The sequence below is a fragment of the Lentilactobacillus parafarraginis DSM 18390 = JCM 14109 genome (assembly GCF_001435895.1).
Classification (GTDB): Bacteria; Bacillota; Bacilli; order Lactobacillales; family Lactobacillaceae; genus Lentilactobacillus; species Lentilactobacillus parafarraginis.
The window spans coordinates 1-19,587 of record NZ_AZFZ01000044.1 but is presented as its reverse complement, the minus strand read 5'-3'; the positions used below and the strand labels follow the sequence as shown (position 1 = coordinate 19,587).

Here is a 19,587-nt window from a genome sequence, read left to right as displayed (position 1 = left end):
AGGAGACGAGGGCATGAAGTTAAGAAGTGTGTTTGCGTTAGGAGTTATTTCACTTGCTGGGGTATCTGCGATTGGTTGGCTATCAACAAATCAAGTCAATGCTTCTACCAACGAAGGGAACAATTCGATCTCAAAAATTGTAACGTCAGGATTCGATAAGAAAAAGGTTTTGGAAGTCGATAATAAACCTTTCTACTATAACGGCGTTCAGGTCAGGGCAGATAAACTGAGGGATGATCCCAAGTATCATTTCACAATCGATCAGGTCGGCCAGGCATATGACCGTGCTAAAAAAGACGGTTTTACGGTTGTGAATTCACAGTTGCTTTGGTCAGATATCCAACCTGATAAGAGCACCTACGCGTCAGAGGGAACTTATATTCAGGGTGGTGCCAACCATGAAGAGAATAAGAGTTCAGAGCAAACATTGAAGCTAAATGATGGGAAAACAGCGGATAACGAATCGCTGGCATTCTTAAAGTTTAAATTATCCGATTTACCTTCCCCGAATGGAAATTTGGATGGTGTTCGACTAAGGCTGTATGCAAGTAGTAAAACTGCCCAACCGATTACGATTTACCGCGTTTCAAATAATAATTGGACCGCGAACAATCTAACTTGGAAAAACTCGTTCGGACATGATGGCCATGATATTGACAAAAAGGATGTCATTGGAGAGAAAGTCGTTTCAACAAGTTATGATAAAGTTCAAAAAGAGAACTATTATGACTTCGATGTGACGGATCTCGTCAAAGCTAAATCAGATGATCAAGTCAGTTTTGTTATTCAATCGAACACGGATAATGAGATTGACATAGCAGGGCCAAAAGATAGCAATCAGAGCCATCGTCCTCAATTAACGGTTTCTAAAGCCGATCAATATAACTTTGACTATTTGGATCAATTGATTGCTCAAGCTCAAAAGGCGAATATCAAGCTTGAAGTTTTATGGTTTGGTGCTGATACAACTTCCACTTCGACCGAAAAGCGGATGCCGTTCTATGTCCTTCATGATTATGCGATTGCTCAGAAAAAAGCGGGGAGTAAGGATTCCCCGTTTCTAAGTAAAAGTGATGCTAGCAGCTATACGGGCATTTATAATTATCTGATGGATAAAAATGATCAGGGATTACAATCCCAAGAGGGAAAGGCGATCAAAGCGGTCTTTGATCATATTGGTGACTATAATAATCAAAATGGCCACCATGACACGGTAATTGGTGCTCAAGTTGCCAATGAACCCCAGGTTTCAAGGTTACATGGATCATCCATGGGTGTTGATATACCTCAATCTCAACCGAGCTTAGATGCATGGAACAAATTTAAGCAGACGAATTCATCGGTTGCGGATTTTCGAAGTTGGACAATGTGGAACTATACAAACAATCTTGCTAAGCAGGTAAAGAGTTCAAAATATCCGGTAATAACCCGAGTGAATAACGCAATTCCTGCCGATGCTGACTTGATTGGGTGGAATGAGAAAATGCGTTCGCAAGAATCGACGGATCTGGATGTGGTTGGAGCGGATCTTTATGGCTATAACTATCAACAGTTATTCAATTACGGCCACGATGTTTCGACAGATGGGACAACCGTTGGCTATGATCGTGGTGGTAACCTTCCAATGGTGATGGAAGATGGCAGCTTGTTGAAATCTAAATCAGGTAGACCAACACTTGCCGATGCAGCACCCAGAATTGTGACCGCATATGCTGGTGGCGCGACCCATAATTACTATGATCTGATGAGCGAAGACGGGTATGCACTGTATGATTGGGAAAATAATCAGTTTGTTCCCGAAGGATCCCAAACGGCTCAGATTGCGTCTACTAACCAAATGCTGGCTAAATTAGGCTATGATATTGCCACAAAGCAATCAGATGGTGCAGACGGTAAAAACCTTCTTTTCTTTAATGCCGTGCCGTCCGCAGATAACAATGTTTCTGTAGAAAAACATTTCGGGGGAACAAGCATTACGTACAAGACTGATACTGAAAAGAGTATGGGGATTGCAGATAAACGGGATGATGATAATATTGCACTGGCAAGCACATCAGATAGTGATGCAACATTTACCCTGAAGGATTTTGGGAAAATCACTTCCGTTACGTATGGACAATATGAATCACCACAGTCAGATAAATGGATTACGACAGATGGCAAGGTTACTTATCAAAAGAATGACGATGGAACGTATACAATCACAGTACCAAAATACAGTGTTGTCAATGTTTCTAAAAAAGAGACATCGTCTGGTGGGAATACGAACAGTGGGTCGGCAACGGTTCCGACAACGCCAGGGAACCCAACGAACAATTCTAATTCAAGTTCAAGTTCCTCCTCGGCAACGGTTGGGTCAACGACAAGTTCATCGACAACTACTAAAACAAGTGTGAAAAAGGTTAAGCCTTTCAAAGTAGTCGCGGTTAAGTCAATTTATGAATATAAAGCCCCAACCTTTAAGAAACAAAATAGAGTTAAGTACCTGCCAAAAGAGTCCTTGATTAAAGCAAAGACTTTAAAAGTTGTAGCAGTGGCCACCAACGTAAATGATGTTAAGCGTTACAAGCTTAGTAATGGTCGTTACATCACAGCTAACGGGAAGTACGTTGTCAAACTCTACTTACAAGCGATGCATCAGAAGCTCCAGGTTATTAATCCAAAAGGCACGTGGACGCATTCAAAGATAAAATTTACCAAGAAGAATGCCGCCCATCATTTTAAAAAGTCTTCAGTGATTAAAGCTAAGAAACTTGTAAAATTTGGCGATACAACGCGTTACCAGTTGAAGAATGGCAATTATGTAACTGGTAGTAAACAATTTGTCAGAGTTTACAAATAAAGTCCAAGTATAATCGATTTGATAAAAAAGGATTGGTGATCAGCCACGTTAGTTAACGGTGGTAATCATCAATCCTTTTTTGATTTCGAATTAATATCAATTTCCGAAGGGCCGATATTCATAAATAGTGTGCCGAATATTTGGAAAGCCTGTTATTTTACTTAATAGTTTGATACCAAATCCGGTATTTTCCGGAGGCCAGGTTGAAGGTGGAAACCGCGCTTGCGGTCTGGTTACTGGTAGCCCCGGCAATTTGGATATCGGTGGCTTCTTCCGGTAAAACCAGCTCGGCCTGGGCGTTCATTGGCACTTCTACCACTAGTTCGGCCTGGAATCCGTTTCTTTGGTAAGCTACTTTGATGAGCCCCTTGGGTGATGGGGTGGTTACTTGAAGTTTCTTAAGATTGCCCGGGCGGACCTTGATTCGGAACGTATTAAATCCCGGTTCAATCGGATTGATGCCCATAATTCCCTGAACAATTGTGAGTCCGGGCGTGGCGCCCCAGGGATGGGAAAGGGTCATGTTTGGCTTATAGTGGTTACTCCAAGCCTCAGGAGCAATCGTTGCCTTTAAGGTGTTGAGAATTGCCGCGAACGTCTTCTGATCCTTGCGATCATCTGGGTTCGTCAGAAGGGCAATGGCGTCGTCTGCATGTCCAGCATCAATGAGCCCCTTGAGCATAAAGTAGATGAAATAAACACTGCCGATAAAGTGGTCCTGGTTGGCAACGAATTTGCTGAGCTTGTCAGCCATCAGTTGATCGCTGTAAACGCCGTAGCACAGCGCGTATGCCGAAGCGTGGTGGGAAGTGTGCTGATTAACAGTCAGGTCAGCGTTTAATGAGTCGTAGAACCGGCCTGATTCTGCGTCATACAGGCGATTGATCAGTTCAGCTTTGATCCGGTCCGCTCGTTTTTCGTAAAAGCTGACATCTTGATCATGGCCGGTGACCTTCGCAATTTGGCTTATCATCCGGTAAGCGCCGTAGAAGATGGCGTTAAATGGTGTATTGTACTTTCCCTCAATAAAGCCGTCCCGCTCTGGAATTGGCCAGTCAATCAAGCCGTCGTTTGTCACCAAGCCGACGGTCTCATCAAAGTTATCGACCCCTTTGATGTTCTTTAAAGAACCCGTGAAGCCCTGTGACGCCCCATCGAAGCTTTCGGAGCTCTTCCCGCGGTTGAGCTTGTAAGTTAACTGCTCATAGCGGGATTCCAGCAGGTCACGATTTCCGGTGTACAGATAGTCCAGCCAAGCCATTTCAACGTTGAAAAGCTTATAGTCTTCCGGCCAGGTTGGGTTATCAATCAGGTAGTCCAGTGAGTGACGATCAAGCGAATAGTTCGACGAAACGGCAAAACTCGTGAGGCCGTTGACCAACAGATCGCCTTCGTATGGACGGCGTTCGCGGGCCTGCGAATCGACAAAAACATCTTGGTTGGTAGCTTTAATGGTGTATTTCGACATTTCGTATTCGCGGTTCAGCAGTTGATTATCACTGGTAAAGGCACTTTCGTCTTCGTTGAAGGGCTGCTGCATCGCCCAGCCATTGATGTCATCGGGATGCAGGGTTCCTTGCAGGCCAACCAATTCAATATACCGAAAATTCTTCATTTGAAAGGTGGTGAACGTGTTTTGCCCAGCCACTAACGTCCAGTTTTCGAGGTAGTCGGGTCCAGCGGCCAGTGGATGACGGACATGGCCATTTGGGTCCAACTGCTCACCCATTAAAACGGTAACCCGTTGGGCGGTCGGACTATCAAAGTTGACGGTTAGACTGCCAATGATTTCTTTACCCAAATCAATCAGATAATTTTGAGGGGCGAGTTCCTGAATTCGTTTGGTTGGTTCGTGGTTTTCGATTCGGACGGTATTTTCACTGGGGTAGGGGATGGCGATTTCCTGGTCATTGATCACCGACTCAGGGTTGGTCCTTGCCTGGGGCCACTCGTGATCGTCAAAGTCGACGGTTGCCCACTTTGAAGGATAATAACGCATGTCGACATTTTCAGCGATCATGCCAAAGTAAATACTGCGAATTTTAAGGCCGTAGTCACCAAATGCGCTGCTGCCGTCCAATGCTCGCCAACCGGTGTCAGTCGTGAGAATAATTTTCTGGGTGCCGTCCGTCAGGTAAACGGTGAGGGCGCACCAGAAAGCGCGCCGCTCGGAAGCCCCCGTGGCTAAGGCTGATAGAACATTGGCCCCGGCGACCAGGCGATCGGTCACGTCGTATTGGTTGTAGTAAACCCCGGTTTTGCTGCCACCTTGGTAATTGTCCTGTGGCCGAGCCGAGCCGGTCCCAATCGAGTGCCCGTTCAGAAATAGATCCGCTCCCTGGGCAAATAACGGTTCGTTTCCCCTGGAGATCGCAGTCACAATTGCAGTGTCAACCTTTTTCAGGTCAACTTTGAACTGGGGGCTGCGCAGGAATGCCACGTTGCCAAGAGTTGGTAAGCTCTCGCCAACCGATAGTGAGGTGGGCGACCAGATGCCATGGTTGACGGCGGGCGCCTGGGCACAAATAAACTTATTGGGTTCGGAAAAGTCGCTGACGTTACCCGCGTTATCCTTGATTCGAACCTGCCAGTAGTAGAGTTCTCCTGGAGCGAGTTCGTGATCAAGGTCGGGAAGCGAAACGGCGGTGTTATTTGCTGAGGATACCCAGCCGCTGTCGAAGCGGTAGGTTTTGTCAGCTAATTGATAAAGGCGGTTTGCCACAACAATTTGAAACGCCTGTTGATAACTGGTGGCCCGGTCGCTATGGTCCCACCAGCTAAATTTGGGTGAGTGGCGAACGTTATAGGCAAACGGGACCAGATTAACTTGTAAATGAGTCGGCATAAGTAAACTTTGAGAAGGTTGGGTCATTGGTTTGTTCCTTTCGTCGTGAATGATGTGAGTAATTGAAATGCCAGAAAATAGGAGTTCGCGGTTAAAGTGGCATAAGCGAGGCAATCATTTCAGCTTCCAGATTAACTTATGATAATTGGATCGTCAATAAAGCGTTTTCATCATATTGGAATCCCATTTCTGATAAGCCCCGACCTACTGGTAAATAACGATTGTTCGGGTGGCTCCCAATAAATTTTGACGGCCCAAATAACCTGTGAATATGCCCCGAACCGGCTGTAGGAATGTTTGGCCATTTCAGGATGCCGTTGAGCGCAAAATAAAAAAGCCCCAAGTTGGGACTGCCAATTTTAAGAGCCGTTGCGCTATTGTGCGATTTATCATGATTGTCGTTGCTGCCCGGGAGTCGTTTGGTAGTACGCGGCATATTTCTGGTAAAAGAAGGCCTTATTGCTGATACCGACCTGTTTCATAATTTCTGATACTGGCAACGCGGTTGAGGTCAGTAATATGTGCGCGTTCAACATTCGTTGCTTGGTGAGCGTTTCAGAAAACGTCGTCCCGGTTTCTCTCTTGAATATGTTACTGAGGTAGTTACGGTTATAGTTGTACTTGATGGCCAGTTTTTCCAGGGAAACCGTCCGATAATCATTGTCGATATCGCGAAGAATGCTCAGCACTAACTGTTGGGTTTTCGATACCTGCTTTTTAACCTTCACCTGATAATTGCGTACTAACTGGGCAATCAAAATCGATAAGTACCCACTGATCACGGCGTCTGCAAATGGGCGTTGAAGATAGTATTCATCGATGATCTGGTCGAGAGTTGTTTGGACTTCATGCACGGTTTGATGTGAGAATAACAGGTGCCGAATTTGCCCGTTTGACGAACCAAGTTTGCGATTTAACAGAAACTCGTACAGGACACTTTGGCTGCTGCGTAAGTCGTTTAAAACGGCCAGGTTAATGTCTTGATCCCGAAACAGCAGGTTGATAAGAAGGTCATTGGTTCCCAAATAGCCAATCGAGTGACGACTGCCAATATCCATCAGCAAGACATCGCCGGTTTCCAAGTGGATTTTTTCGCCGTCAACGATCTCATCACAGGACCCTCGCAGCATATAGTTGATTTCAAAGAAGGTGTGGGAGTGTTCGGGATATGGGGCGTAACGGTTATGCTTGCTCACATAGATCCGTTTATTGCGGAAAAAGTAGTCGTTTAACACCGGTTCGTGGCGGTTCTCCGAGAGGGAGGGGTCAATTGCGGCGGATGGGATATCATCGTGCACCTCAAGGCTTTTAAGTTGTTGTTTTTCGTCCTCAGTGGTTTTCATCAGGCGATTTAAAACGGAATCAATCATGGGTGGTCTCCATTCGTGAAATCATTTGGAATCATATGAAAGCGTTCTCATTCATAGTAACATATCTACAGGCCAGCTTTCAAAATGAATTTTTCAATTCTCCAAAAAGTCGGACAAAAATGCCTGCTCCGATCAGCTTCAATCAGAACAGGCAGGTGATTCATCTTATTTGCTGTAATTAAACGATGTTATTGTGACCCCATAGTTGGTTGTACTTGAAGCCGGTTAAGTTTTCAACAACCTGCTTGGTTTGAGGATCAACGTCGGCCATCTTGCCCCCGGCTTTCAGGCGGTCAATTTCAGCCCGTAATGTCTGATGATGTTGACGATCAAGATGGAAGAAGTAGGTGATCAGGTGAGCGGCTAATAACATAATTCCTGAACCAAGAACCATCCAGAGAATCAAGCCGTTCATGGCACCGGCACTCTGCGTCTTGGCAGCTTCGTTAAAGCCAAAGGCGGAAAGCACGATCCCAGTTAAGAATGGGGCGAGAGCTGAAGTGGTCTTGCGGGCAAAGGTCATGATGCCGGCGAAGACACCTTCACGCCGTTGCTTGGTAACCATTTCATCAACATCAGGAATAAAGGTGTAGACGGTCCAAGGAACGTAACCGGTCCCGGAGTTGGAAATGCCCCAAGTAACTTGCAGAGCATACAGGGCCATGATTCCCCAGCTGGTTCCGGCAGCTTGGCCATAGTAGAGGCCGGCGTAGCAAGCAACCGTGAAGAACATGGTGAGGTACATAATCCGGAGTAACTTCGACGGGCCAAGTTTACTCATAATTCGTGGCCAGAGAAGGTTACATGGGATCCCGATGATTGAGCCGAACGTTAAGATGTTAGAAGCTTCCGTCGGGTTACTCTTCATAGCGTAAACCACGTAGAAGACGTAGGTGGCACCGATGATATCTCGAGCGGTGAATGAGCAGAGGTAAATTGCTAAATGTAACGCGTATGACTTGATGCGGAAGACCGAACCCATATCCTTGATCATGTTCCAGAGTGATTTTAGTGGGTTACCGGTCTTAGTGCTGCTTTCCTCAATAATTGCTTGAATTTCTTCAGGAGAACCGGCAGTTTCCCGTTCAAACGTTGAGAAGTAAGTGAGGCCAATTGCCAGGATGAAGACAATTGCCAAAACAATTCCGACGGTTAGGAAGGCGTTGGGGTTGTTCTTGCCCATAATGGCAAAGACCCGACCTGGCAGCCATGAAGCTAAGAATGTTGCCAGTGCTGACCATAACATCCGCGAACTGGACAGCTTTGACTTCATATCGTAGTTATCGGTCATTTCAGCAGCCAGGGTTTCGTAAGGAATCATGACTAAGGCTGTAAAGGCTTCCATTAATAGGAAAGTTGCTAAGTAGTACCAGAATCCCATGTGGGCAACCCAGATGATGATGTATAAGAACATTAGTGGGATGGCAATTAACAGGAAGAACCGGCGGCGACCAAACTTCCGGCCGAGTTTAGTGGCCCCGAAGTGATCGGTGAGGTATCCCATCAACGGACTGATAAATGAGTCCGCTACCCGGGCGATGGCTAAAATGGTACCGGCAAGGACGGGTGACAGGCCTCCGAATGCTGTGTAGAAAAACAGAATCCAGGTTGAAGCAACCGTCATCGCACCATTACCGAATAAATCGGCGGCACCATAACCGAATATGTTGCGCCAAGTGACTTTTCGTTTCAAAATATTTTTCCTCCTTTAAAATTGAATCTTTTGCGGCTGATAAAAAATGATTGCGAACCACGTAACCGCTTACAAGCTAATTTAACTTCTTTCTAGTAAAATTGTCAATCGAATTTACGTATTTTACTAAATATGAAACTGACTTAGTGTGAATATGATACGATTATGGGCCAAAAAGACGGGTTGATCACCTAATATGGTGATTGAGAATATGATGCGGGGAATTGTCGCAGTGCAGGATAATGTTCCTTCTTAGAAAATTTTTACTAAAAATCATTGATTATTTTTCCTAACATAGTAAAATTAACCTGTAATAAAAGAAAGCGCTTGCGAAACAGTCACAAAAGACGTGAAAGATATTTAATATGGAGGTTACTTATAATGGAAGATAGCATGTTGTACCCAGTTATTAACAACTACCGCTCCGATGAAAAGTTGGACGGTTTATGGAACTTTAAATTTGATCCGGCTTCAGAGGGTGAGAAGCAGGGGTGGCAGAATGGATTTAACGATGGGATCAAGATGCCGGTTCCTGCCAGCTTTAACGATTTCTTTACCGATAAGGATGCCCGCGAGTATACGGGTGACTTTTGGTACACGAAGAAATTTTTCTTACCTATCTACTTTAAGGGTCAGGACATTCAAATTCGGTTCGGCGCGGCTACTCACCGGGCAGTTGTCTTTGTGAATGGTCAGAAGATTCGCAGCCATGAAGGTGGGTTTCTACCGTTTACCGCTGAAGTGAGTGACGCAGTGAAATTTGGGGAAGACAATGTGGTTTCCGTCAAGATTAATAACGAGCTCCATCGTGACGCGCTTCCGGCCGGTGATACGATGACGTTGAAGAATGGGAAACGAATGGCAAAGCCCTTCTTTGACTTCTATAACTATTCTGGTTTAAATCGCAGCGTTCACCTTTTAACGGTGCCGAAGGATCGGATCACCGATTATTCAACCACTTATGAGGTCAGTGATGAGCAGGCAACCGTCCATTACACCGTTACGGCTAATACTGATGCGGATTTCAAGGTGAGTTTAGCCGATGAAAATGGTCAGGTGGTCGCAACGAGCGAGGGTCAAAGCGGCGATCTTGTCGTCAAAGATCCAACTCTGTGGAACGTTCGGGATGCTTATCTTTACACCATTGAGATCAGCTTGATAAAGGATGGGCAGACAGTTGACACGTACTCGGACGAAATTGGTTTGCGAACGATTGAAATTAAGGGGCACGAAATTTTAGTGAACCATCAGTCCGTTTATCTGAGAGGATTTGGCCGCCACGAAGACAGCATCTACGCCGGCCGCGCATTTGACATCAACGTTGAGCGCCGTGACATGAATTTGATGAAGTGGATTGGCGCAAATTCATTTAGAAGTTCACACTACCCTTATGATGAGCAAGTATACAGGTTCGCGGATCGGGAAGGGATTCTCGTCATTGACGAGGTGCCGGCGGTTGGATTTAAGATGGCCGCCGCCAGTTTCTTAGGCGGGCTGGATCAGTCATTCTTCGATGGTGACTGGATTCATGAGCTGTACAAGAAGCATATTGATCAGGTGAAGGATATGATTAAACGGGATAAGAACCATCCAAGTGTCCTAGCCTGGAGCCTGTGCAATGAACCGGATACGTCGACGGACTCCGCCGTGCCGTATTTCACCAAATTGTTTAACGACTCAGCTGAATTGGATCCGCAAAAACGGCCCCGTACGTTTACGTTAAACGAAGACGATACGTTTGAAAAGTCGAAATGCAAGCAGTTCCCGGATTTCTTCTTACTAAATCGGTATCCTGGTTGGTATCATAAGTGGGGCTACGAAATTTCTGACGGGGAAGCCGCTTTGCGGGATGAACTTGACGAGTGGCAAAAATCAGATATTGATAAACCAGTTGTCTTTTCGGAGTATGGTGCCGACACCGAACCCGGGTTGCATAAGCTGCCATCGATTATGTGGAGTGAGGAATATCAGATTGAATTGCTAGAAATGTTTGATCGGGTATTTGATTCCTATGACTTCATTCGCGGGGAACAACCGTGGAACCTTGCGGATTTCCAGACTGTTGAGGGCAACATGCGGGTTAACGGCAATAAGAAGGGGCTCTTTACCCGTGATCGCCAACCCAAGGCGGCTGCTTTTTACCTGAGAAAACGTTGGACCAAATTACCGTTAAATTATAAATCAGGTCAATAACGAAGCTCAGAGGGGTCAGAGTCTGCCAAAATGTTGGGAGATTTTGCCCCTTTTTGATAAGGAGGACATTCATGAATTATACAAACTTTACAATTGATGGCGCTAAACTGGATCTTAATGCGCTGGATGCTAATACATTCAAGGGATTTGGCTATATCAGCTGTAACAATTCGTCCCGGCTTTTACTGGATTATAAATGGGAACATCCGGAAAGTTACCAGAAAATTCTCGCAATTCTATTTGGCGGTGCTCACCCGTTGATGCGAATGCTGAAGGTTGAGATGGGCGTGGATGCCAACACGTCATCCGGAACGGAACCAGCGACAATGCGAACGGCGGAAGAGGATGCAAACGTCCGTCGGGGAGCCGGTTTTCAACTAATTGCTGATGCTAAGAGGATTCAACCATCATTAAAGACAGCGATCTTGCGATGGGGCGAGCCGGGATTTCTTCGAAAAATGTGGAAACAGGTGAAAACCAATGATCCGGATCAGAACGTTCCCGAAAGTGTCTATGAACCAATGTATCAGTGGTATAAAAAGACGATTGTTGCCGCATATGAAGCGTATGGTTATCTCATTGATTACGTTGATCCTGATCGTAATGAGACCAAACACCCGATGTATCAGTGGATCAAATGGTTTGCAAAACGATTGAAAACTGATCAGAGCGGGTTTCCGGATGGGTTTCCGATTGACCAGTACAACGCAATCAAGCTGATTGCCGCTGACCAGAATTATGAGCGGAACTTTGGCGATCAGATGGTGGCAGATAAGGATCTGCGGGTTAAGGTTCCAGCCGTTGGTTTCCACTACAATACTGATGATAGTGCCAATCACTCATTTACCAAATTAGCGGATGAGTATCATCACGAGGTTTGGTACAGCGAAGGGATTGCGCCAATGACTTACGGTAAATACCGGGTTCACGCCAGCAATGGTGACGGCATCGGGGGTCCTCAGAGTGGTTTGGACGTTGCCAACCGGCTCATCAAGAGCTATGTCAACTCGCGCCGAAGCCTCTATTTATTTCAGCCGGCAGTTTCCGCGTACTATCCCGGGGTTAATTACAGTCATAAGGAATTAATTGCTGCGAGCCGCCCCTGGTCAGGTTTCTTCGAGGTTGATAACGTTGGTCTGCAATGCATGAAGCATTTCAGTGACTTTGCCAAAGCTGGCTGGGACGCTGAAGATGCTTGGCGTTATTTGACCAGCGCGTGTGACAGCGGTGTTGGGGGCACTGAAAATCTCGATTATAATCGACAGGCCCCAAGCTACATGACCTTAATGGCACCGGATAAACAAAATTATTCAGTAATTTTCGTTAATGACAGCGCTAAAGCCCGAACGTATCATGTAACGGTTAAAAATATTGCCGTAAGTCCGGCAACCCCACTGGATGTGTGGGAGAGCATTGGTCCCAAAACCGCTGGAGACGCGTATGACGGCCGGTTAAAGCGGGTTCGTGAAACGGTCCAGCCAATCGATGGTCAAGTGACGATCCTCGTTTCGCCCCATTCAATCGTAACCGCGACGACCCTTGACTTGAAAGATGATCCGGAAGTGGCTTACCAACGACTGGAAGCTCCGCATCGTGACGCCGTTCTGCAGGGTACTGGTGACACGTTATATACCGACGACTTTTCATACGCTGACTATTCGGATGATTATTTAGCAGCTAGAGGGGGCACCCCTCGCTACACGACCGACCAAGGCGGCGCGTTTGAAGTGATTCAAGAAAATGGCCAAAATGTCTTGCAGCAAATGATATCTGAAAAGTACCGCGCCCTAGACTGGGAGTATTCATACGCGCCTAACTTAACGTTTGGCGATGACCGGTGGACGGATTATGCCGTAACGGTCGCCGTGAAGTTTGACGACCATACTTGGCAAAATGCCCCAACGGGTAACTACTTTGGAATTGGGCTTCGCGAGCTGACGGATGTGAAGGGGCGCTTGGAAAGTGCGCCATACGTTTTCAAATTATTCACCGATGGTTCGTGTCAGTTAATTAAAAATGATCAGATCGTGGCGTTGACGTACATGGATAATCTTGATTTGAGCATTGTCCATCGAATAACCTTTCAGGCAGTGGGCAATCAACTGAGTGCAGGTGTTGATGGCCACAAGCTGATTGATTATGCGGATACCGATAATCCCCGTTTCAGCGGTCGGGTTAAACTGGGGAGCGGCTACTTCCACACCCGCATCAGTCAGATTGATGTCAAACAAATCGGATCCCAGTCAGCACTCATCCATGATCGCCTGGACAACTTGGATGACCGGTTAACGTACACCGGAAACTGGCATCACGTTTGCGGTCTGGGAAATACCAAGTGGAATCGGACTTTGTCATACGGAGTTGCTGATTCAAAGACTCCTTCAAGGGTGAGCTTTGACTTTTCAGGAACCGGATTTTCATTGATTGGTCAACAGGATGCCCCAACCACGCTCCAGATGACGGTTGACGGCCAGGTCCACGACTGGAACTATCAACCCCAGCATGGAAGTGATCGGGGTGAAAATACCCATATCACGGGCTTGCCGGCGGGGAAGCATCACGTTATGGTCACCGTTACCGGCGGAAAGTTTGCGTTGGACGCGGTTGATTTTATTGGATAACTAACCCCTTTATCAAATGATCTAAAATTAGCGCCACCTCAGAAGCTGATAGTCATCAGTTATTGGGGTGGCGCTAATTATCGACGATTATTGGGGTTGCTGATAACCGCGAATCTTTGGTGGAACGTAATTTGCCATAAATGAATGGATGGTTTCCAGGGAATCTGAAAAGAGAATTTTATTCCGGTCTTCCTGTGATAGAAATCCCTTGGCGGCCATATCATCAAACATGGTTGCCAGCGGATCATAATAGCCGGCAACGTTATAGAAGATGCACGGGCCCCCGTAATTGCCTAATCGCGCCCATGAGAAGGCCTGGGCAATTTCTTCAAGGGTCCCAACGCCGCCGGGCAGGGCAATACAGCCATCGGAAAGGGCCATCATTTGCTGCTTGCGTTCGGACATGTCTTTGACGACGGTTAGGTCGGATAGTTCTGCTAACTCAACCAGTTCGGCACCGCGATCCACCAATTCCTTTGGCATCACACCGTGAACCGATCCGCCACGGCTGAGAACTTGCCGTGAAATGGCGCCCATCAGGCCAACACCGCCGCCACCATAAATGAGTTCCAAGTCGTGATCGACCAGCCAATCACCTAATTTAACGGCGGCGTCCGTGTAAATTGGGCTGTTCCCAGATGAGGCCCCGCAATAAACCGCAATTCGTTTCACAATTATCCCACCTTGCTGAAGATTTTTAGAATGAGTTTATTATATCGCAGTTTTCGGTGTGTGAAATCCCCTGATTTATTGATTTAGATGCGCTATACTTGGAATAAATATGATAAACGGGGGATCAACATGCAGGAATACGTTCTCGATCAAACGGATGATTTGTGGCAGTCCTTTGCCCACCAAATTGCCAAAGTATCCTGGAATGCCGGCGCTTTTCTGGCAAAGCGGATGCTGAACGATCAATTTAGCGATTGGGAAAGGGTAATCGTCTTAACCGACGAAGACCAATTAGTCGGCTTCTGTGCGGTGGTTAAGGAGGACGTTGTTGAAGGAACCGGTCTTGCGCCGTTCATTGGTTTTGTATTTGTGAATGAGCAGTACCGGGGCCACCATCTTAGTCAGCGGTTAGTCAGGGATGCCGAGTCCCAAATTGCAAAGATTGGATTTCACCAAGCATACATTGTGACCGCCCACGTCGGCCTCTATGAAAAATTAGGCTATCAACAAATTGACACCCAGACGAACATATTTGGGCGTCCAATGCGGGTGCTGGCGAAAAAAATAGCGATTAACGATAACAAGGAGTGACGGGATTGAATCAACGAGTTAATGAACTACAAGCAGAAATGAAAGCGCTGGGCCTTGATGGCTTTATCGTGACAAATCCCTCAAATTTACTGTATCTCAGTCAATTTGACGGCTTAGATGGGGATGGCTGCCTCGTGATCACACCCCAGCAGGTGACCCTCATCACAGATGCCCGCTACCAAGAGGCTTTGGAGGCTTCGCTGCCAAAGACGGTTAATCTCGAGATTACGCGGGATTACTATGATGTTGCCCATCAGGTGTTGGCCGATCGGGGTTATCAAAGGGTCGGTTTTGAAACGTCGGCAAGTTACGCTTTGTATCGGAAACTGGCGGCACTATTTGGTGATAAACTGGTTCCCGAAACTGGTGTGATTGAAAAACTACGGGAGGTCAAGGACACAAACGAAGTGGCAATTCTTCGCCGGTCCACCCAACTGGCAAGCAAGGGGTTTGAAGCCCTAATGAGCTACGCAAAGGTGGGGGTCACTGAACGTCAAGTTTCCAACTGGTTAAATAACTGGATGCTCGAACATGGTGCTCAAAAGCCCAGTTTTGATACCATCGTTGCCAGCGGTTTTCGGTCCGCACTACCCCACGGTTCGGCGACGGATAAGCAATTAGCTGAAGGTGAAGTGGTGACGGTGGATTTTGGGTACTACGTTGATGGGTATACTTCTGACGTAACCCGAACGTTTGCCCTTGGCGATCCCGGCGCCGAACTTAGAAAGGTTTACGCGACCGTTCACGAAGCTCAGGAGCGCATGTTTCAAGTGATTAAACCCGGGGCCAATGGTCAGCAGGTTGATTCGGCCGGCCGGGATTACATCGCCGACGAAAGTTATGGCAAGTACTACAATCACGGTAGCGGCCATGGAATTGGGTTGGATATTCATGAAGGCCCTAACTTTGGGCCTCGTTGGCGCTCCAATGTGATCACTGAAAATAACGTGATGACCGTTGAACCGGGCATTTATCTGCCAACAAAGGGTGGGGTTCGAATTGAAGATGACCTCTTGATTACCAAGGACGGCAATGAACGGCTGACAACCGCAAACCGCGATCTAATTGTCCTTTAATTGGTTTGCGATCGATAAAAATGAGTTGACTGGAGCGACAATGGCGTTACAATTAACCTATCTATATTGAATACGACAATGATTGAATGAGTAGTGACTTGTGTTCATTCAGAGAGCCGATGGGTGGTGTAAATCGGCGGCACGGGTCACGAACATGGTTCAGGAGTCGGATAGATATTCGCCAAGCGGGATGCAAGGCGGCCGTGGTGGGCTCATTATCGCCTACAGTTGTGTGCAGACAACTGAACGAGGGAACTTCTGTGAGGAAGTTCTGAATGAGGGTGGTACCGCGATTCTATCGGCCCTACATAAAAGCTAATACATGAGGTGAAACCAGCTTGGTGACGAGCTGGTTTTTCTTTTGAATTAGTTATTTAGATGATTGTCGTTGTTGCATCATTGCCATTATAATTCGAGGAGGAATTTAGATGAAGTCTACAAAGTCCAAGGGCTTGTCAGTTGAAGCGGTTGTTGCGACCGGCGTTGGCATTGCCATTGTCTTTTTATTGAAGCGATTTTTACCAATCCCAACCGGGGTTCCAAATACCACGATTGATTTGGGGGAAGCTTTCATTTCATTTTTAGCTGCTATTTTTGGTCCCGCCGTTGGGGCATTAGTTGCGTTCTTCGCACACCTTTTCAATGATCTTTCATGGGGAGACCCATGGTGGACATGGATCGTTGCCGATGCCATTTTTGGATTCATGATCGGTTTTAGTCGCAACTTTTTAAAACTAAAAACCGAACCGCTCACAAAGAAGAAATTATTTCAGTTTAACCTGTTACAAGTGGTTGCCAATATTGTTTGCTGGGGGATTATCGCCCCGCTTGGCGATATCCTTGTTTACTCACAGCCTGCCGGCAAGGTATTTCTTCAGGGAATTACCGCAACGATTACGGATGTATTGTCGGTCGGAATTGTTGGGACCCTCTTGATTTCAGCTTATGCCAAAACACAAACTCAAAAAAACCGACTGACAAAGGAATAACCTATGACTGAACAACAACCAATGATTCAATTTTCAGACGTTTCTTTTCAGTATCGAAGTCAGGAGGCACCCACCCTCCAACATATTAATTTAACCATCCACAAGGGCGAAAAGGTGTTTATTACCGGGCCTTCCGGGTCTGGGAAATCCACTTTGGGTAATTTGATTAACGGGGTGATTCCTGAAGAGTTTCCTGGCAAATTGACTGGGGAAGTGACGATTAATGGGAAACCCCAATCTGAGTTAGACTTAACCGACCTCTCCTTTGAAGTTGGTACCGTTCTTCAAGACCCCGATTCCCAGTTTGTTGGGCTGACAGTCGCTGAAGACGTTGCCTTTGCGCTTGAAAATGATGCTCAGAAGGTCGATGTCTTGCATCGGAAGGTGGCTGAATGGGCTGATCGCCTGAACCTGAAAGCATTACTGAACAAGCACCCGCAGGATCTGTCTGGCGGACAAAAGCAACGGGTTGCCCTGGCAGGGGTGTTAATTGATAACGAACCGATGCTTCTGCTGGATGAACCGTTGGCAAACCTGGATCCAGCTGCCGGGCGGGCCTCCATGAAATTGCTAGACTGGCTGGTTAGCCAACAGGATTTGACCGTAATCATTATCGATCACCGAATTGAAGAGGTTCTTCAAATTCCGATTGATCGGATGGTAATCCTCGCTGATGGTCGCGTGGCTGCTGACGATACCCCAGAACACATCCTAAAGCAGAACATTTTATTAAAAAATGGGCTGCGGGAACCGCTCTATGTGACGGCGCTAAAGGCCGCGGGAATTGATATTCGGGCCGTTGAGCGGCTTGATGACCTGGTGGGATTGAACTTAACGACTGATCAGCAGACCCAGCTTACCAGTTGGGTAGCGAATTTACCCCAGCCAAAGGAAACTAAAAAAGCGGACCCGATTATCAGCCTTCGCGGATTAACGTTTGCATACCCGGATGAAGAAAAGATCTTCGATAAATTTGATCTGACCATTCACCGTGGTGAGATGGCCGCGCTGGTTGGGCGGAATGGGACTGGTAAGACGACCTTGATTAATTTAATTACCGGGTTTCTAAAGCCAACTTCTGGCCGGCTATTGTTTGGCGACACTGATATCAGCACCGATTCCGTGAAGCAACGGGCTGACCGGATTGGCTACGTTCTTCAGGATCCCAACCAGATGATTTCGAAAACGATGATTTTTGATGAAGTCGCCCTGGGCCTTGAATTGCGCGGGGTTGATTCGGAAACCACAAAGAAACGGGTTTTCGATACGCTCAAGATTACTGGTCTGTACCCTTACCGCAACTGGCCAATTTCAGCCCTGAGTTTTGGGCAGAAAAAGCGGGTGACCATCGCTGCCGCCTTGGTATTACGACCAGAAGTTCTAATCCTGGATGAACCAACCGCCGGGCAGGATCTTGCCCACTACGCTCAAATGATGGACTTTCTGGTTGCCTTAAATCGTCAACAGGGGACCACCGTATTGATGGTGACCCACGATATGAATTTGATGATGGCTTATGCTGACCGCACGATTGTGCTTGATCAAGGGCGGGTCTTGGAAGATGCCGCCCCAGCAAAGGTCTTGACGAATCAAGCGGTTATCGCCAAAGCACATCTGGCGCAACTAAGTCTTCAGGTGTTGGCCGAAAAGGTTGGCGCACCAGATCCAATTGCATTTGCCGAGAAGTTTATTGCTTACGAGAGGAGCACTCACGATGGTGAATCAACAGTTATCATATGACGTTGGCGAGACACAAAGGGGCCGCTGGGTGACCAGATTAACCGGGATGACGAAGATTTTGGTGCTGCTGAGTTTATCAGTCATCGGAATGGTTAGCTATGATACGTGGTACCTGCTGGCTCTGACCGTCTTTGCCATTCTTTTCTATCAGTCGGCCCATCTCAAGTGGCACCAAGTTCGGGGCCTCTTGTACGCAATTGCGGCTTTCACGGCTTTGAATTTGGTATTGGTGTATGTTTTCAATCCGGCCTATGGATCGCAAATCTATGGCAGCAGTCACGTTATTATTGGTCAGGGATTTTTCGTGGTCACCTGGGAAGAATTGTTTTACTTACTGAATATGCTATTAAAATACGTGTTTATCGTGCCGTTGATTTTTGCGTTTTTATTCACGACCAATCCATCTGAACTGGCAGCCGGGATGAACCGAATCGGCTTTTCCTACAAGATCAGTTATGCCGTTGAATTATCGTTACGTTACATTCCAGATGTGATCCGCGATTTTAAACAAATCAGTTTGGCCCAGCAAGCCCGGGGATTGGAAATGTCCAAGAAAGCCGGGATGTGGCAGCGGTTAAAACGCAGCTCACAAATCCTGATTCCACTAGTGTTTTCATCGATGGACAAGATTGAAGTCACCACCAGGGCAATGAAGTTGAGACGCTTTGGGACCAACAAGCGGCGGACCTGGTACATGACCCAGAAATTTGGTAAATTAGATTACTTGGTGTTGACCGCGACCTTACTGTTTATTTTGATTGGCGTTGGCCTATTCTGGGTGGATGGCGGGCGATTCTATAATCCATTCAAATAGCCCCACCCGAACCGTGAAATTGAAGATGATTTAGGGACGAAGCCTTGATAATTGCAAAAAGATCGGGGGTCGTCTTTTTTCTGCAAAAAATGTTATATAATTGTTCTAATTACTAGGGTCCGTCTGAAAACTTTATTTCAG

General features: G+C 46.7%; 12 protein-coding genes. 8 read left to right on the top strand and 4 right to left on the bottom strand.

Translation table 11 applies throughout. The features are described from left to right. Window positions 1-13 precede the first annotated feature (13 nt). Complete coding sequence (locus FD47_RS10080; protein ID WP_054735486.1) at window positions 14-2,842, top strand: CBM96 family carbohydrate-binding protein; 2,829 nt, start codon at window positions 14-16, stop codon at window positions 2,840-2,842. Between the two features lie 157 nt (window positions 2,843-2,999). Here the strand turns inward: FD47_RS10080 and FD47_RS10075 are convergent, their stop codons facing one another. The 3 genes from FD47_RS10075 to FD47_RS10065 form a co-directional block, all read right to left on the bottom strand. Further along, complete coding sequence (locus FD47_RS10075; RefSeq protein WP_054735506.1) at window positions 3,000-5,714, bottom strand: family 78 glycoside hydrolase catalytic domain; 2,715 nt, start codon at window positions 5,712-5,714, stop codon at window positions 3,000-3,002. A gap of 362 nt (window positions 5,715-6,076) precedes the next feature. Next, window positions 6,077-7,057: an AraC family transcriptional regulator gene (locus tag FD47_RS10070; RefSeq protein ID WP_056980618.1), complete on the bottom strand. Its 981-nt coding sequence runs from the start codon at window positions 7,055-7,057 to the stop codon at window positions 6,077-6,079. A 178-nt stretch (window positions 7,058-7,235) separates the two neighbouring features. Continuing rightward, a complete protein-coding gene (locus FD47_RS10065) occupies window positions 7,236-8,750 on the bottom strand; it encodes an MFS transporter (protein WP_054735492.1) in 1,515 nt (504 codons plus the stop codon). Window positions 8,751-9,131: 381 nt separating this feature from the next. Here FD47_RS10065 and uidA point away from each other — a divergent pair, with 381 nt between their 5' ends. Then, entirely contained in the window at window positions 9,132-10,943 is a 1,812-nt protein-coding gene (uidA, locus tag FD47_RS10060) for a beta-glucuronidase (protein WP_054735495.1), read from the top strand. Window positions 10,944-11,014: 71 nt separating this feature from the next. Continuing rightward, window positions 11,015-13,564, top strand: a complete 2,550-nt coding sequence (locus FD47_RS10055) for a glycoside hydrolase family 30 protein (protein WP_056980617.1) — start codon at window positions 11,015-11,017, stop codon at window positions 13,562-13,564. Between the two features lie 87 nt (window positions 13,565-13,651). Here FD47_RS10055 and FD47_RS10050 read toward each other — a convergent pair whose 3' ends face one another. Continuing rightward, complete coding sequence (locus FD47_RS10050; protein WP_054735498.1) at window positions 13,652-14,236, bottom strand: LOG family protein; 585 nt, start codon at window positions 14,234-14,236, stop codon at window positions 13,652-13,654. Between the two features lie 129 nt (window positions 14,237-14,365). Between FD47_RS10050 and FD47_RS10045 the strand changes: the two genes are divergently transcribed. The 5 genes from FD47_RS10045 (at window position 14,366) to FD47_RS10020 (ending at window position 19,446) form a co-directional block, all read left to right on the top strand. Continuing rightward, window positions 14,366-14,827, top strand: a complete 462-nt coding sequence (locus FD47_RS10045) for a GNAT family N-acetyltransferase (RefSeq protein ID WP_054735500.1) — start codon at window positions 14,366-14,368, stop codon at window positions 14,825-14,827. 5 nt (window positions 14,828-14,832) lie between these two features. Then, window positions 14,833-15,903: a M24 family metallopeptidase gene (locus tag FD47_RS10040; RefSeq protein ID WP_225352906.1), complete on the top strand. Its 1,071-nt coding sequence runs from the start codon at window positions 14,833-14,835 to the stop codon at window positions 15,901-15,903. 428 nt (window positions 15,904-16,331) lie between these two features. Next, window positions 16,332-16,892: an ECF-type riboflavin transporter substrate-binding protein gene (locus FD47_RS10030; RefSeq protein WP_008212975.1), complete on the top strand. Its 561-nt coding sequence runs from the start codon at window positions 16,332-16,334 to the stop codon at window positions 16,890-16,892. A gap of 3 nt (window positions 16,893-16,895) precedes the next feature. After that, complete coding sequence (locus tag FD47_RS10025; protein WP_056980615.1) at window positions 16,896-18,632, top strand: ABC transporter ATP-binding protein; 1,737 nt, start codon at window positions 16,896-16,898, stop codon at window positions 18,630-18,632. Continuing rightward, on the top strand, window positions 18,607-19,446 hold the full coding sequence (locus tag FD47_RS10020) for an energy-coupling factor transporter transmembrane component T family protein (protein WP_054735503.1): 840 nt from the start codon (window positions 18,607-18,609) through the stop codon (window positions 19,444-19,446). The genes FD47_RS10025 and FD47_RS10020 overlap by 26 nt, the downstream gene beginning before the upstream one ends. Window positions 19,447-19,587: the final 141 nt, after the last annotated feature.

Bases quoted from the DNA above. Each gene is read 5' to 3' on its own strand.
- FD47_RS10080 (WP_054735486.1), top strand. From the start codon at position 14: ATGAAGTTAAGAAGTGTGTTTGCGTTAGGAGTTATTTCACTTGCTGGG.
- FD47_RS10075 (WP_054735506.1), bottom strand. From the start codon at position 5,714: ATGACCCAACCTTCTCAAAGTTTACTTATGCCGACTCATTTACAAGTT.
- FD47_RS10070 (WP_056980618.1), bottom strand. From the start codon at position 7,057: ATGATTGATTCCGTTTTAAATCGCCTGATGAAAACCACTGAGGACGAA.
- uidA (WP_054735495.1), top strand. From the start codon at position 9,132: ATGGAAGATAGCATGTTGTACCCAGTTATTAACAACTACCGCTCCGAT.
- FD47_RS10055 (WP_056980617.1), top strand. From the start codon at position 11,015: ATGAATTATACAAACTTTACAATTGATGGCGCTAAACTGGATCTTAAT.
- FD47_RS10045 (WP_054735500.1), top strand. From the start codon at position 14,366: ATGCAGGAATACGTTCTCGATCAAACGGATGATTTGTGGCAGTCCTTT.
- FD47_RS10030 (WP_008212975.1), top strand. From the start codon at position 16,332: ATGAAGTCTACAAAGTCCAAGGGCTTGTCAGTTGAAGCGGTTGTTGCG.
- FD47_RS10025 (WP_056980615.1), top strand. From the start codon at position 16,896: ATGACTGAACAACAACCAATGATTCAATTTTCAGACGTTTCTTTTCAG.
- FD47_RS10020 (WP_054735503.1), top strand. From the start codon at position 18,607: ATGGTGAATCAACAGTTATCATATGACGTTGGCGAGACACAAAGGGGC.